Origin of the sequence: Streptomyces sp. NPDC002790, from assembly GCF_040295505.1 — a bacterium.
In the GTDB taxonomy this organism is placed as follows: Bacteria; Actinomycetota; Actinomycetes; order Streptomycetales; family Streptomycetaceae; genus Streptomyces.
This window is the reverse complement of sequence record NZ_JBEOVM010000041.1, coordinates 12,465-27,091: the sequence shown is the minus strand read 5'-3', so window position 1 is coordinate 27,091 and position 14,627 is coordinate 12,465. Positions and strand designations below refer to the sequence as shown.

The window sequence follows — 14,627 nt, the reverse complement described above, 5'->3', positions numbered from 1 at the left end:
TGGGGCACAGCGGAGCGGGTGAGGCGGGGTCGGCGCGGACGCGCTGGTCATACGGTGGTCGGGTCGGGCTGAGCCCGTGCAGCCTCGGGCGCGAGGCGTTCGGACCACTGGATGCGGGCCTCGTCGAAGGCCACGTCAGCGAGGCGTATCCGCTGGACTTCGCCGGTTCCGGCCGGTGGGTAGGTGTGCTGTATGTCCCGCCACAGGCGCTGGAGGAGGTAGCCGCGGTCCAGGGCGTGTGCGCCGTGCAGCTCCATGGCGTCCTGGGCTGTCTGCACGGCCAACTGGTGACCGAGATACTTGCTGTTGATCAGTTCCGCGTCACAGGGCACGCCCTCGTCGAGGAGGTGCACGGCCTGGTACGCGAGGATGCGTGCGGCGCGCAAGCGGGATTCCATGCCGCCGACGCGGTCGCGAAGGACTGGTAGCTCAGCCAGGGTGCTGCCGTAGCGGGTGCGGGTCTTGAGGCGCTCGGTCGTGGCGGCCACGACAGCCTCGTGGATGCCGAGGCTGACGGCGGCCAGGTTGGGGCGCCCGTAGAGGATGCTGCTGCTTTGCGCCACGGCCAGGCCCTGGCCGACGTCGCCGAGCACGTTGTCGTGGGGGATGCGGACCTGGTCGAGTTCGAGGCGGCCGGCGGAGAAGCCGTGCAGGCCGAGGCCGCTGCGTTGGTCGCCAAGGGTGAGGCCGGGACGGTCGGACTCGACCATGAACGCGGTCAGAGCGGTGGAAGTGCTCGTTCCGACCGCGGCGGTGCGGGCGACGACAAGGTGAGCGGCGGCGAGGTGGCTGTTGCCGACGTGTGCCTTGCTGCCGGTGAGCACCCATCCGTTGCCGGTGTGGGTAGCGGTGGTCTCGATGCCGCCGATGTGCCCGCCGGCTTCCGGCTCCGTCACCGCGATCGACAACAGGCGCGAGCCCTCTGCGACGCCAGGCAGCCACCGCTGCCTCTGCTCGTCGGTGGCGAAGTTGAGCACGGCTCCGACGGGGATGAGAGTCGCCTGCAAGGTGGCCGCGACGGAAGCGGAAGCGCAGGCGATGCGGTGGACCAAAACGGTGCGCGCCACGTGCCCGGCGTCGAGCCCACCCAGGGCCGCTGGGACGAGGACGCCGAACCAGCCTCGTGCGCCCATCAGCTCGGCGAGCTTGCACTCCACCCGGTCTGGCGCTGCCTCCATGCGCGCGATGCGTGGAGTGACCTGTTCGTCAGCGAACGTGTCCGCCTCGGCCCACAGCAGTGCGTGGCGGGCACTGAGGTAGGGGTGCAGTGCCGGTGGTGGCGTGGTGGATGTGGCGGACATGGTCGTCTCCCTCTGCGTGGGCGAAGGTCGCACGGTGGAGCGGCCGGCTATCGCGCGCTCTCGGGTGGTGCAGGCCGAACGGCTAGCGCAACGACGCGCGGGTGATGCCGTCCATCACCTGGGCACCGCCGTCGATGACGATGTCCTGGATCCGGCGCGCATCTGCGAGAGATCGCTTTTCGGGGTCGATCACGCACACCGTGCCCAGCACGGTGCCGCTGTCGTGGATGAGCGGAGCGCCGAAGTAGGCGCGGATCCCGACCGCGTCGACCACGTGATTGCCGCTGAAGCGAGGAGAAGCGTGCACATCGGGCAGCGGCAGCGCCTTCTCGCGGCTCATGACCTCCGGGCACCAGCCGTGGTCGCGGCTCATGGTGCGGCCGACGATGACATACCCGCTGTCCGCCGGCGGCTGGTGCAGTCCGACGAAGGTCTGCTCCTCCAGGAACAGATTGACGAACCCGTACAGGAACCCGGCCTTCTCGGCCATGGCCCGGGCCAGCGCGTCGAAGTCCTCACTGGCCGTGGTGGGCACACCCAGGGTTCGCAGCAGTTCGTACCGCTGGGCCAACTCGCTCGGTTCCTGGCCCTGCGGCTCGGCCGGTGTGACGCCGACGGGCGGGACCAGCTCCTGCGGACCGTGGTGCAGGGCCCGTTGCGGTAAGTGCAGCGCGGGCGGAGCGGACGGGGGCAGAAGGTGCGGCGTGTGGGGCTGGTACGACATCAGGCGTCCTGGAGGGTGATGGCGGATGAGGCGGAGATGGGCCCTGCCGGGGCATTCCGTACGGCGTGGCCGACGAGAGCGAGCAGAACGCCGGCGACGTGGTTCCGATTACGGGCGTCACAGGTGAGAACCGGCACCGACGGGTGCAGCCCGAGGGCGTCGCGCACTTCTTCGGGATGGTGGCGCTCGGCTCCGTCGAACTCGTTCACCGCGATGGCGAAGGGCAGTTGGATGTCCTCGAAGAAGTCGACGGGGGCGAAGCTGCTTTCGAGACGGCGGGTGTCGACCAGCACGACCGCACCGACGGCACCGCGGGAGAGGTCGTACCAGAGGTCACCGAACCGGTCCTGGCCGGGCGTGCCGAACAGGAACAGCTCCAAAGGGGCGGGCCCGTCGGGCAGGCTGGTCCGGCCGAAGTCGAAGGCAACCGTGGTGGTTTCCTTCCCTTCGATGCCTTCGAGGCTGTCCACGTCCGTGCTCGCCTCGGTCAGGTACTCCTCCGTGCTCAGCGGCGTGATGTCGCTGACCGCCGCCACGGCGGTGGTCTTGCCCACGCCGAAGCCCCCGGCGATCATGATCTTCAGCACGGTCGGCGGACCAGCGTGTACGGGCGGCGTGGTCCGCAGCCCGGCGCGCTGGTCATCCGGCCTGGCGGTAGGGGATGGCATCGGGGAACTTCCTTTTCAGGCCCACGGCGAGGGCGGTCAGTAGATCGGTGGTGGGGCGTTCGTCCGCGTCCGTGTCGCCGGAGCCGTAGGCGGAGGTCACGGAGATGACCAGGGCCTCTGCGTCCAGGAGGTCCGAGACGAGGACCTTGACGGCGGTGACGGGACGAGCGAGTTGTCCGGCCAGCTCGGTGACCGAACGCTGGTGCTCCTTGCACAGGCTGAGGATCTGCTCGCACTCCTCGGCCTGCCGCGGGCCGGGCCGCCCAGCACCAGCGCTCAGCACGGTGTCCAGGCTCAGCAGGTGTCGCGGCCGGGTGCGCCCGCGCGTCAGCGTGTAGGTCCGCACGAACGTGGCGTCCTCGTCCGCGCGCTCGTGGCCGCTCATCGGGCCTCGTCGTCCGTGCGCTCGCGGACCGGAATCTGCATATAGGGGGCGAACTTCTGCACCAGGCGCCCGATTTCGAAGCCGACGCTGCCCGCGTCCGCATCCGTGGTGGCGACCACGCCCAGGACCGTCTCCTTCACCTTGATGCCGGAGTGGTTGCCGAAGGCCGTGCTGCCTCCGGCGCTCTGGACGAAGATGAGGCAGTCGTCTCGTTCGATCATGATCTGGCTGGCCGGCCGCGTCTGGCGGCTCGGGCCGGGCAGGTTCTTCGCGAGGGAGGCCAATCCGCTGATGCCGGCCGACAGCCCGTCGGCCCAGTCCCTGTCGACCTCGCTGTCCAGCAGCCGCAGCCCGTCCCGCGACAGCAGGACGGCGTGAGTGACACCCGCGCACTCGGCGACGAACTGCTTCAGCAGCCAGTGCATGTTCCCCCGCATACCGCTCGCCGTCACCTCCACCTGTGGTGCGGATGCGTCCTCGGTCACGGTGTCCGTCTCGGCGTGGGTGCTCATGTGAATCACTCCAGAAATGAGGGGGAAGGCCGGCGGCCCTGTCTGGGCCGTTGAGGGAATGAGGGGAGCTGTGATCGTCAGGGGCGGGCGGACCCGCCTGAGTCGGGAGGGAAGGCGGCTTCCTCGCCGGTTTGGACGCCGCGGCGGAAGGCGCCTGCCAATCCCGGTCTTGGCGCAGCCGCAGGAACGGGCTCCCGCTCGACCGGCGGGCGAACCGAGCCAGGCTGGCGTGTTCGCCGCGGCAGCGCGGTCGCAGGAGCGGGGGGCCCGGCGCCTTCGGCCGGAGGCGTTGTCGTGGCGGTCGGATGTCCGCCCGGACTTGCTGAAGGGACCAGGGCCGCACCGGTCTGCCTCGGGGGCGGCCCGGCGGGACGGACGTCGCGGCGGGCGCCCACGTTTCCGGCGGGCGTGATCGCCACGAGGAGACGGTTCGGGATGACCACCTGAGCCGTGGTGCCTCCCATGACGTTCTCCTGGAGGTGCACGGACAGGTTGTGCGCCTTGCCGATCTTGGCCGCGACCAGCAGGCCGAGTTGCCCCGCGCGCACCTGAGCACTGACGTCGACCTCGTCGGGGGCCTTGAGCAGGCGGTTCATCTGCGCGCGTGCCTGAGGAGGCATGGGGACGGCCCGGTCTTCGACCTCGACGACGAGTCCGTTGGGCACCCGTTCCGCGCGCACCATCACCTTCGTCGCGGGATCGGAGGACTCGCACGCGTTCTCAATCAGCTCGGCCAGCAGGTGGGTCAGGTCCGGGCCCACGTGTCCCGGAAGGCCCAGCTGCACGCCCACCGAGCCCGCCGCGACCACCACCCGCGGGTAGTGGACCACCTCCGAGACCGCGCCGCGCAGCGTGGTCGTGACCGACACCGCCTGACGGGTGCTGCGCAAGGACTGCCCGCCGAGCACGGCCGTGCTCTCGACTTGACGACGCATCCGGGTCACGAGGTGATCGATCTGGAAGATCTTGTCCAGCAGCTCGGGGTCGTCCGTCAGCTTCTCCAGCTGTCCCAGCGCCTCCAGGGCCTTGCCGACCAGGGAGTGTTCCCGTTGGGCCAGGCGCCGCAAGACCTGGAGGAGGACGACAGACTGGGATTCGTCGTGCACACGGATCAGCGCCGTGACGGCCTGCACCTGGAGCGCTCCAAGCGCCCTGCTGATCTCCGCCCTCGCACCGGCCGGCGCAGCCATCGGGCCTTCGGGCATTGGCGGACGGGCCCCCCGGCACAGCTCGTCCGCCGACCACAGCACCACCTTCTCGACAGCCGCGGCGTCCCCAGCGACAGCGGCCAGTTCAGCCACACGCTGGTGCTCGACGGCCGACGTATTCCTAGTGAGCGCGGCCTGCTCGGCCGCCCGCCGCTCCTCCACGGCCGTCGAAACGGCGCCGGCTGCCTTGCGCGCGCCTCGCGCCGCCACCACCGCGACGCCACCCAGCCCGCAGACCAACCCGACCACGATCCAGCCGTGAGCCGCAGTGGCCGTCAGCCAGGCGCCCAGAGCGCCACCCGTCAACGCCGCGAAGAGCACGAGAGGGAGCATCACGGCACGACGGATAGGTCCCAAGGTGAAGGCATCGACCTGGGGGTACCGATGTCTGCGGTGACCGGTCGCTGGTGGCCGTGGCGGGAACGCGCTGTCAGACATGAACATCCTCGTCGGTGGGGGCGGGCTAGACGTGCTGCGAGGTCCGGTCCGAGCAGGCCGGCTGCGACCTACGCGATGCGGGCCGGGGCGCGGGAACAGCGGCCGTGCCAGAGACAGTGGAGCGCTGCGTGAAGAGCCGATGCAGGAGTCGGGCGCTCTGAATCAGCCCCATGTGGCTGAACGCCTGTGGGAAGTTACCGAGTTGGCGCCCTCGTACCGGGTCGTACTCTTCGGCGAGGAGCCCGAGGTCGTTGCGCAGCGTGAGAAGGCGTTCGAACAGGTCGGCTGCCTCTTCAAGGCGGCCGGTCAGGGCCAGGGCATCGACCAACCAGAACGAGCAGAGGATGAAGGCGCCTTCGTCGCCCTTCAGCCCGTCGACCCCGGCGCGGTCACCGATCGTCGGGTATCGGCGCACCAGCCCGTCCGGCGTGGCCAGCTCCCGGCGTACCGCGTCCACGGTGCCGATGACGCGCGGGTCGTCGGGCGGCAGGAAGCCCGTGCTGGGGATGAGCAGGGTGGCCGCGTCCAGAGCCGCCGACCCGTAGGACTGCGTGAAAGTATTGCGCTCCGGGTCAAAGCCCCTGGTGCACACCTCGTGATGGATCGTCTCGCGCAACTCGACCAGAGGGCCCAGCTCGATGGTGAGAGCGCCGGCTTCGATCAGGCGGATGGTGCGGTCGATGGCCACCCAGGCCATGACCTTGGAGTGCACGAAGTGCCGACGTGCCCCGCGGATCTCCCAGATTCCCTCGTCGGGCTCCTGCCAGCGCTGGATCAGGTGCTCGACGAGTCGCTGGTGCAGGACTGCGGTGTCTGCGCAGTGCCCGACCCCACTTTGATGCGCGAGGTACAGGGTCTCGATCACCTCGCCGTACACGTCGAGCTGGAGCTGGTCCGCCGCTCCGTTTCCGACCCGCACCGGGGCTGACCCCTCGTACCCGGGAAGCCAGGGCAGCTCGCGCTCGCGCAGGTCACGTTCCCCGGTGATTCCGTACATGATCTGCAGGTTCTCCGGATCGCCGGCCACGGCCCGCAGCAGCCAGCGTCGCCAGGCCCGCGCCTCCTGCCGATACCCGGTGCCCAGCAGCGCGGCCAGCGTCGTGGAGGCGTCGCGCAGCCAGGTGAACCGGTAGTCCCAGTTACGGCCACCTCCGATCTCCTCGGGTAACGACGTTGTCGGCGCCGCAACGATCCCGCCGCTCGGCCCGTACGTCATCGCCTTCAGTGCGATCAACGAACGGACTACGGGCTCGCGATAGGGCCCGTCGTAGGTGCACGCCCGTGTCCAGTCCTCCCAGAACCCGAGCGTCTCGGCGAGCGCGGCCTGCGGGTCGGGAAGGTCAGGTGCCGCGGCGTGAGAGGGGCACCAACTGAGCACGAACGCCACGCTCTGCCCAGTGGCGACCGCGAAGGCGCTGACGATGGCCCCGTCTTTCTCCACTTGCTGCACGCTGGTGTCGAGCCACAGCGCGTCCGCTCCGGCCTCCGCGACCATGCGCCCGCCGACGTCGTGGATCCAGGGGCTGACCCTGCCGTAACCGGGCCGCGGGCGCAGGGCCGACACCATCTGCACTTCGCCGGTCATCCCCTCGACCATCCGGATCACCTGCGGCGCCCCGTCGCGGGGCGGCATGAAGTCGAGTACCCGGACCGCCCCCGTCGGGGTGCGCCAGACCGACTCCAGAACGAGAGAGTCGCCTCGGTACCGGCGCTCGGTGACCACTTCCTCGGCGGACCTGTCGGCCGAGCGCGCGGGGGCGATCTGCCAGGAGCCGTGCTTCTGCGTGCCGAGCAGGCCGGCCAGTACAGCCGGCGAGTCGAATCGGGGCAGGCACAGCCAGTCGATCGAACCGTCGTCACAGACGTGGGCGCTCGTCTGTGTATCGCCGATCAGGCCGTACTGCTCGATGCACGGAAGTCGATTCATCGTGTGGATCTCCATAGGCCCCGGGGATCCGGGGATGGCTTCAGGGCCGCCGTGGCGGCCGGGAACGTGGGACAGAGCTCAGCCAGGTGGGCACCGGGGTGAGGGGGAGCGTTGCCGCGTGCTGGCTGTTCCTAGATGGATCACTTCTCGCCGTGAAGCATCAGCCAGGCCATTGGTCCGAGGACCAGAACAAGCACGAGGGCACCGGTCGCCGTCATGAGCGCGGTACCGAAGCGGCGAGGACCAAGCAGGTCAGGGCAAGAGCGAAAACGACCCCGCGCAGAACATTGACCTTCGGCCGGCGCCATCGCCGTACATCCTTCGCGACGGTCGGCCCGCACCCGCCGCCTCTCACGTGAGCCGCCAGTTCCTGTGTGGCTTCAGCGAGCTTGACCAGGTACACGCGGCTCGGCATGTAGCCCTCGGGGATGCTGTCGGCGCAGAGTCGCTGGGCGCGCAGGAGAGCCGGTTCCTCAGGAGCGGCCCGAGTGGCCAACTGGGCAACGTGCCCCCGTAGAAGGCGAACGAGGTCTTCCACGTCGGAGGCACTCTCGGGCAGGGGCGATTCTTCGCCCAGAACCAGCGTTACGGTCTCCGTCGCGGCCACCACGTGGTCGCGCTCCCGCGGAGGCGACTCGGCGAGGTCTGCTCGGCACGCGCGCCCGACCACGAGCTGGCTGCCGTCTCGGTGAAGACCCAGCGAATGACGCATGACGCAACTCCTGTTCAGATCAAGCCAAAGTGAGCCGGGATCGTCAGGTAGAGCCGACGTCCCGCGTGCGAACCCGGCGATCTGGCCGCTACGTTGAGCGAACCGTGAATCTCGCCCGCGGGGTATGCCTCGACGGTCGCGAAGGCCGCCAAAGGCGCCAAAGATCATTTCGGAACCGAGGGGCACCCCATGGCCCGTGAACGCAACGACGCCCTCGCCGCGCTCATTCGCGAAGCAGGCTGGTCCCAGCCGCAAGCCGCTGCCGCCGTGGCCCGCGTAGCTGCGGAGAGCGGGACGCGTGAGCTGGAGGCGATCTCCCGCTCGCACATCTCGATGTGGATCCTGGGCACGAAGCCGAGTGGGAGGGCGCCGCATATCCTGCGCGAGACGCTGTCCCGCAGGCTCGGCCGCCGCCTCAACCTGGCTGACCTCGGGCTGGAGGAAGAGCCGACAGGCACGACCGACACCGGATCCGACTGGAGCGTCGACCCCCAGACCACCTTGGCCGAGTTGGGAAGCGACGACCTCGACATGCACCGACGCAAACTGCTGGCCACCGCCGCCTACTCCGCCGCCGGCCTCGCCCTGCCAGCCACCGCGTGGTGGGCAGCCGCCCCCGGCGCCGCAAACAAGCGCCGGCCGACTTCCGCGCGCTCGGTGACCACGGCCGACGTCGAAGACATCCGCGACCTCACGGCCTACTACTCCGCACGCGACCAACAGAGAGGTGGCGCCTCGGGCCGTAAAGCACTCGCCAGCCACCTGCTCGACGAAGCGGTGCCCCTGCTCGGAGGTCGATTCCGCACAGACCCGCTTCGCCGGGACACGTACTCCGCAGTCGCAGAGATGACCTATCTTGCAGGCTGGATGGCCTTCGACGCCGGCGAACACCGCACCGCCCAGCGCTACCTCACCGTCGGCGCCCGGATCGCGGCCGAGGCCGGCGACGGATCGCTCGGCGGCCACATTCTGCGCGCGCTCGCCCACCAGGCCGTCGACCTGGGCCACCCGCGCGGGGCGCTTGCCCTCGCCGATGCCTCGATGTCCCGCGACCGCTACGGCCAGGCCAGCCCACGCGAAAAGGCGCTGCTGGCGATCGTCCACGCCCGCGCACTCGCGGCCGACGGCGACCGCCCTGGCACCCTCGCTGCCATCAGCCGCGCGGAGCGCGACTTGTCCCGCGCCGACACCGCCGAGGCACCCACCCGTGTCGGCTTCTTCCAGGAAGCCTCCCTCGCCCACGAGACAGCCTGCGCCTTGCGGGACATAGGCCAGCCCCTCGACGCGGAAATCCACTTCAAACGCAGCGTGGCCACGCGCCGGCGCCAGCAATTCGCCCGCACCCACAGCGTGACGCTCGGCTACCTCGGTGCAGTCCAAGTGCAGCGAGGGAACCTCGACGAGGCGTGCGCAACCTGGAACGAGGCACTCGACGCCATGACGGGCGTCCACTCCGGCCGGGCGCGTGACGTCATCGTCCGCATTCAGAGCGACCTCTCGCCCGTTCGGCAACGCGGAGGCCGCCATGTCGCCGAACTGGACCGCCGGGCACGCGGCTTGCTCCTCGACATAGGCTGGCCGCGACGCAGACGCTAGATGCCGAACGGCAGCGCGTGCAAAAGGATCGCCCGAGGAGAGGAAGCAGTACCGGTGACGACGTACCAGGTCGAAACAATCGCCAAGGTCGTTGGTGGCCACACCCACGTTCAGGACGATTACCAGGCCGGGGTTCAGTCGGTGATCCGTCTCAACGAAACGTACCCCCTCGAAACCCTGCAAGGCATTGGGGAGTTCTCGCACCTGACGGTGACGTGGCGCTTTCACCTGGCTCAGCCCGAGGACGTACAGCTCCACGCTCGCAGCCCGCGGGGCAACGCGCAGTGGCCGCAGACCGGAACCTTCGTGCACCGAAACCACAGGCGACCTAACCAACTGGCTGTGAGCTACCCGAGGTTGCTGGGCGTGGAAGGCCGGGACTTGTTGGTGACCGACCTCGACGCAGTAGACGGGACGCCGGTGTTGGACCTGGCCCCCTACTTCCAGGAAATGGGCCCTCGCGGGCCTATCCGACAGCCTGCTTGGCCAGGTGAAATGCTCACCGCGTACTGGTGCGCCGCGGCGGACCGGCCGTAGCGCTCTGCGGCGTAAGAGCCCGACCGTGGCGCCCTTGGGAGGGATCTGGATGTCCCCCAGCAGGGACGGGGTTCTTACACCGCGCGGCTGTACGAACGCGGTTCTTACCAACGTAACTTCGTTCCCTTGCCCCCTCATTGCTGACGTCCCGAGAGACTGAAGATCGCGGTGGTGGTGTAGCCGTCATCGCTGACCTCAACGCGCCGCGCAAAGTGTGTGGCCAGGAACATCCCGCGCCCCGAGGTGTCCTCCGGATCAGCGTTCTTCGCCATGGCTGGCTGCGGGTTTCCATCGGTTACCTCGACGCGGATCTCGCCGGCGACCTGACGGAGGACGAGGCAGACCGCTCCCTTACCGTGGACGACCGAGTTCGTGACGAGTTCCGACACCGCGAGTGTGATGTCCTCGGCGTCTCGTTGCGGGATCTTCCACGTCCGGAGCCGGCTGGCCGTGCGGCGGCGCATCTCGCTGACCCGCGAGGAGAACGGGGGGAAGGTAGCCGCAAAGCCGGGGATCGGGTCCAGCCGCAGGTCAGCAGCGGCACTGAGAAGCGCAGTTGTTGCTGGGCTCATTGGCAGTCTCCCAAGTGACGTGCGTGGGGGCGCTTGGCGTCAGGGGTGCGAGTGAAGTGGCGCCGCTCCCGCGGTCGCCCGTCCAGGAGCCTGGAGCGGGCCGCGAGGCGGTCTTGCTCAACTGCGCAGCTGTTCGTACGAGTTGGAGTATGCGGTCGGGAACGCTCCCCATGTAACGCTCACGGCGGAAGTGTCCGCATGAGCCTTCCGGGCGCCATCTCGGGCGTAACCCGGCCGCTGTTCCGCCGTGTAACGTCCCTTGTGGTCGGTACGCGCCAGACAGGACACTGGCCGCACTCGTCCAAGAGGAGCCGCCAGGATGACGAACGCGTCGAAGAGCGCCGAACTGAACGGCGAGATTGAGTCAGGCCCGACAGCCCGACGTCGTCAGCTCGGCTTTCGCCTGCTCGCGTTGAGGAAGGATTCCGATCTTTCCGCTGAGGAAGCCGGCCGACGGGCAGGCGTGTCGAAGGCGACGGTCAGCCGGTACGAGCAGGCCAAGGGAAATGTGCGGTGGAATCAGGTTAAGCAGCTCTGTGAGGTGTATGGCGCATCACCAGAGGAAACGGCAGAGCTGATCGACCTGGCGCAGAACAGCAAGGTCACGGACGGGTGGTGGGTTCCCTACGCGGGAAAACTCTCGGACCCCATGAGGGTGCTGCTGCCGCTTGAAAATGAAGCAAAATCGATCTGGCATCTTTCCAATGGAGTGGTGCCGGGTCTTCTACAGACGAGGCGCTACGCCGCCGCCATCAAATCGACACCAGGTAACACCCTCACGCCGGAAAAGGTGACGGAGTTCCTGGACATGCGAATGCAACGCCAGCAGATCCTTGAACGTGCGACGCCACCGACCTATCACTGCGTGCTCGATGAGAGCGTGCTGCGGCGCAACGTCGGAGGCCCTGAAGTCATGATCGAGCAGCTTGACCTGCTGCTAGACCGGCGAACGGAGCCGACCATCACCATCCAAGTCCTCCCGTTCGGCTCTGGCGCCTACAGCGCAACGCTCACTAGCTTCATCGTCTACGGCGGACCTGATCCATCCCTCGACGTCATCTTCATCGAAAACGCCGTAGGTTCCCTCTTTCTGGAAGAGGAAGGATCGCGGGCAGCCTACGAGCACGCTCGTGCATTTCTCAGCGAAGAGGCACTGGACCCCGATTCTTCGGCAGAGTTGATCGCCGAGGCCCGCAAGAGGCACCAGCAAGATCAGAAGTAGCGAGGAAAGAATCCGTGGCCGAACAGCCCCAGGAAATTACATGGTTCAAAAGCAGTTACAGCGCCTCACCCGACAATGAATGCGTGGAAGTAGCCAATACGCCTCAGCTGACGTTCGTCAGGGACTCCAAGCGTCCTAACGGTCCGCACACCGGATTCTCGCCGGCGGCGTGGGCCACATTCACTACGTGCATTAGCTCCTCGACGTCACCCCTACTCAGGTGACGGAGCGCTGGTGCTGTGCGGCCCGGCCCTCGTCGTGGGTGCCGGGCCGTCGTGTTTGCGCCACCTAAGCGTGCTCAGGCGACAGTCAACGCCTCCGGTCTGGTGGGTGGTTGAGGTCGCCGGGTTCGGAAAAGTCCTGTGAACGAGAGCCGAGATGCGGACAATCAATGTGCAGTAGTGCTGTCCGCATCAGGACGCCGGAGGAGAAGCTATGGCACAGAAGCCCAAGCCCCTGGATGAGACGGCGTCAGCTCGTGCATGGTGGGGCAAGGAACTGCGCAACTGGCGTAACACGCGCGGGATGTCGACACGCGAGGTCGGCGGAAAGGTGCACCTCAGCGCCACGATGATCGAGCGCATCGAGAAGTGTGAGCGCGAGTGCGATCGTGCTCTCGCCAGTCTCCTCGATGACGCCGTTGAGGCCGGAGGCGCCCTCACGCGGTTATGGCGACTCGTTGAGGAGGAAGCAGTCAAGGAGGCTGCGCATGCGGACAAAGTTGCTAGCGAAGCCGATCAGGGTGCCGCCGAAGCCCGGATGAAAGGCATGCTGGGACTGAACCCACCTGTGCATTCGGAACGGAGCCAGTCAGACATGGAGCGCCGCGCCTTCTTCTCCCTGGGTGGAGTAGCCGCCCTCGCCCCGACCGCGTTCGTGGATCTGCTCCCGTCGTCCGGACCAAACGCACTCCCCAAGAGCGTCCGCCCCGAGGACATCCGCCAGGTTCTGACGGCGGCGGACACCCTCGCCGGCTGGGACAACCTCTACGGAGGCGGAGGAATCGTTGGCAGCTCCTCCATGGGGCTGTTCATCTGGGCCAAGGGGCTGCTGGCTACGAAGTACCCGACCGACCTCAAAGACGCCCTCTATACCGCTGTCGGGCGCCTTTCCGTCGTCATGGGCGCGAGCGCTTTCGACGCCTACGCCCACGACGACGCGACCGAGCTGCTGCGGTTTGGTACCTGGTGCGCTGAGCAGGGAAACAACTGGCATCTGCGCGCATCGGCACTTAACTGGCGTGCGCGCCACGAGATTTGGCGTGGACGGCCGGACGAGGGACTTACGTACGCGGAGAGTGGCCTTTTGCGCTCGGATCGCCTCACGCCGCGGGAGCAGTCCATGCTCCATAACGCCAGGGCGCGAGCGTGGGCGAAGATGCGTAATCCGGATGAGGCGTTGGCCGCGATCGACCAGTCCGACAAGACCTTCGGACGAGCCCGTGATGGCGAAGACCTACCGTGGATGGCCTACTACGACGACGCGCAGCACCACGGGGACACTGGTCATGCTGCTTTCGATATCGCGCTCATGTCAGGACGATCACCCGAGTTGGCAATCTCTCGACTTGAGACGGCGATCGACGGCCATACGGACGCGTACGTACGCTCGCGCGCCCTGTCGGGTACCAAGCTGGCCACACTGACGATGGTCTCGGGCGATCCCCAGCAGGCCGTGGTCATCGCGAACCGGGCCTTGGACGAGGTCGGGAAGCTCCGGTCAAAGCGCGCAGTCACCGATATGGATGATTTGGCGAGTGCCTCCGCCCGGTACGCCCGCAGGTCCGACGTGGCTGAACTCCGGAGCAGGATCACCACCACGGTCAACGCATGACCACGACGCCCACCAAGGAATCCTTCGCCGTCCTCGAAGAGGTGGTTGCGGCTGCCGGCCTGCCCGTTGACGGTGCTGAGCCCATCCGTCTCGCCGAGAACGACCTGTGGAGGCTCGCCAACGACGTGGTCGTGCGTATCTCCAGGTCGGGCCAGGACGAGGTTGCCGCCCGCGAGGTAGCAGTGGCGCGATGGCTCGCCGAGAACAACGTCCCTGCGGTGCGGCCGGTGTCCAGAGATCAGCCCGTCCACGCCCGTGGGCGTGCGGCGACGTTCTGGGAACTCCTCCCCCCTCATAGGCAGGGCACCGAGGCCGAACTGGCGCCGCTCCTGCGACGGATGCACCAACTGCGCCGACCGCCGTTTCCCGTTGGACAGGTACAGCCGTTCGTTCGCGTCGCCGAGCGAATCAGCGCTGCGCGCTGCGCGACCGAAGACGATAGGACGTGGCTTCTGGGTCGCCTCGACGAACTGAAGGAGCAGTGGGCCCAGCTTCCGCCGGGACTGCCGCACTGCGTGATCCATGGGGACGCGTGGGGCGGCAACTGCGCGGTTACCGACCAGGGCGCCCTCCTCCTGGACTTCGAGCGGACGTCGATCGGACCGCCCGAATGGGACCTGACCTCAACCGCGGTCGCCTTCGACACCTTCGGCACGCTGTCCGCCACTCAGTACGCGGACTACAGCGAGCGGTACGGCTACGACGTACGGGCCTGGGCCGGGTATCCGATCTTGCGGGGCATTCGGGAACTGCGGCTAGTGACGTTTGGGATGCAGGCTGCGGACCAAGATCCCGAAGCGCTTGATCAGGCCCAGTATCGGATTGATTGCGTAAGAGGTCGCCAAGGGCGTCGGCCCTGGCATTGGACCGCGGTGGGCTGAAGAGCGTCGAAGTGTCCGGGGCCAGGTCCTAGCCGGGTCCATATCCGCGTTCTGCCAGCACTGGTCTGTCTGGTCGAACAGCCCGCCTATGGCAGGTAGAGCGCCCATGGT

The 14,627-nt window shown here is 67.8% G+C and carries 15 protein-coding genes; 6 read left to right on the top strand and 9 right to left on the bottom strand.

Annotated features, from left to right (window positions below; genetic code table 11):
• Positions 1–47 precede the first annotated feature (47 nt).
• From ABT004_RS19850 to ABT004_RS19815, 8 genes are all read right to left on the bottom strand, one after another.
• A complete protein-coding gene (locus ABT004_RS19850; RefSeq protein WP_351338413.1) occupies positions 48–1,301 on the bottom strand; it encodes an acyl-CoA dehydrogenase family protein in 1,254 nt (417 codons plus the stop codon).
• Between the two features lie 82 nt (positions 1,302–1,383).
• On the bottom strand, positions 1,384–2,025 hold the full coding sequence (locus tag ABT004_RS19845) for a GAF domain-containing protein (RefSeq protein WP_351338410.1): 642 nt from the start codon (positions 2,023–2,025) through the stop codon (positions 1,384–1,386).
• The gene (locus tag ABT004_RS19840) at positions 2,025–2,600 is read right to left on the bottom strand and encodes a GTP-binding protein (protein WP_351338473.1); all 576 of its coding nucleotides are present in this window, start codon (positions 2,598–2,600) and stop codon (positions 2,025–2,027) included. The genes ABT004_RS19845 and ABT004_RS19840 overlap by 1 nt, the downstream gene beginning before the upstream one ends.
• A 64-nt stretch (positions 2,601–2,664) precedes the next feature.
• Complete coding sequence (locus ABT004_RS19835; protein ID WP_351338408.1) at positions 2,665–3,078, bottom strand: DUF742 domain-containing protein; 414 nt, start codon at positions 3,076–3,078, stop codon at positions 2,665–2,667.
• On the bottom strand, positions 3,075–3,590 hold the full coding sequence (locus tag ABT004_RS19830; RefSeq protein WP_351338405.1) for a roadblock/LC7 domain-containing protein: 516 nt from the start codon (positions 3,588–3,590) through the stop codon (positions 3,075–3,077). The genes ABT004_RS19835 and ABT004_RS19830 overlap by 4 nt, the downstream gene beginning before the upstream one ends.
• Before the next feature lie 77 nt (positions 3,591–3,667).
• The gene (locus ABT004_RS19825) at positions 3,668–5,131 is read right to left on the bottom strand and encodes a sensor histidine kinase (RefSeq protein WP_502966960.1); all 1,464 of its coding nucleotides are present in this window, start codon (positions 5,129–5,131) and stop codon (positions 3,668–3,670) included.
• A gap of 130 nt (positions 5,132–5,261) precedes the next feature.
• Positions 5,262–7,163: a glycoside hydrolase family 15 protein gene (locus ABT004_RS19820; protein ID WP_351338400.1), complete on the bottom strand. Its 1,902-nt coding sequence runs from the start codon at positions 7,161–7,163 to the stop codon at positions 5,262–5,264.
• A gap of 214 nt (positions 7,164–7,377) precedes the next feature.
• Entirely contained in the window at positions 7,378–7,875 is a 498-nt protein-coding gene (locus ABT004_RS19815) for a DUF6415 family natural product biosynthesis protein (protein ID WP_351338398.1), read from the bottom strand.
• 189 nt (positions 7,876–8,064) lie between these two features.
• On the opposite strand from ABT004_RS19815, the gene ABT004_RS19810 reads away from it, so the two are divergent.
• On the top strand, positions 8,065–9,471 hold the full coding sequence (locus ABT004_RS19810) for an NsdA family TPR-like regulatory protein (protein WP_351338396.1): 1,407 nt from the start codon (positions 8,065–8,067) through the stop codon (positions 9,469–9,471).
• A gap of 54 nt (positions 9,472–9,525) precedes the next feature.
• The gene (locus tag ABT004_RS19805; protein ID WP_351338394.1) at positions 9,526–10,008 is read left to right on the top strand and encodes an SAM-dependent methyltransferase; all 483 of its coding nucleotides are present in this window, start codon (positions 9,526–9,528) and stop codon (positions 10,006–10,008) included.
• 134 nt (positions 10,009–10,142) lie between these two features.
• Here ABT004_RS19805 and ABT004_RS19800 read toward each other — a convergent pair whose 3' ends face one another.
• Positions 10,143–10,580 (bottom strand): ATP-binding protein, encoded by a 438-nt coding sequence (locus ABT004_RS19800; protein WP_351338392.1) that lies wholly within the window; start codon positions 10,578–10,580, stop codon positions 10,143–10,145.
• 319 nt (positions 10,581–10,899) lie between these two features.
• On the opposite strand from ABT004_RS19800, the gene ABT004_RS19795 reads away from it, so the two are divergent.
• The 4 genes from ABT004_RS19795 to ABT004_RS19780 all read left to right on the top strand — a co-directional run bounded on the left by ABT004_RS19795 (position 10,900) and on the right by ABT004_RS19780 (position 14,516).
• Positions 10,900–11,802 carry a helix-turn-helix domain-containing protein gene (locus ABT004_RS19795; RefSeq protein WP_351338390.1) on the top strand — a complete coding sequence of 301 codons (903 nt, stop codon included), beginning with the start codon at positions 10,900–10,902 and terminating at the stop codon, positions 11,800–11,802.
• 14 nt (positions 11,803–11,816) lie between these two features.
• Positions 11,817–12,026 carry a DUF397 domain-containing protein gene (locus ABT004_RS19790; protein WP_351338389.1) on the top strand — a complete coding sequence of 70 codons (210 nt, stop codon included), beginning with the start codon at positions 11,817–11,819 and terminating at the stop codon, positions 12,024–12,026.
• A 211-nt stretch (positions 12,027–12,237) separates the two neighbouring features.
• On the top strand, positions 12,238–13,635 hold the full coding sequence (locus ABT004_RS19785) for a helix-turn-helix domain-containing protein (protein WP_351338387.1): 1,398 nt from the start codon (positions 12,238–12,240) through the stop codon (positions 13,633–13,635).
• Positions 13,632–14,516 (top strand): phosphotransferase enzyme family protein, encoded by an 885-nt coding sequence (locus ABT004_RS19780; protein ID WP_351338385.1) that lies wholly within the window; start codon positions 13,632–13,634, stop codon positions 14,514–14,516. The genes ABT004_RS19785 and ABT004_RS19780 overlap by 4 nt, the downstream gene beginning before the upstream one ends.
• The last annotated feature ends 111 nt before the right edge of the window (positions 14,517–14,627 follow it).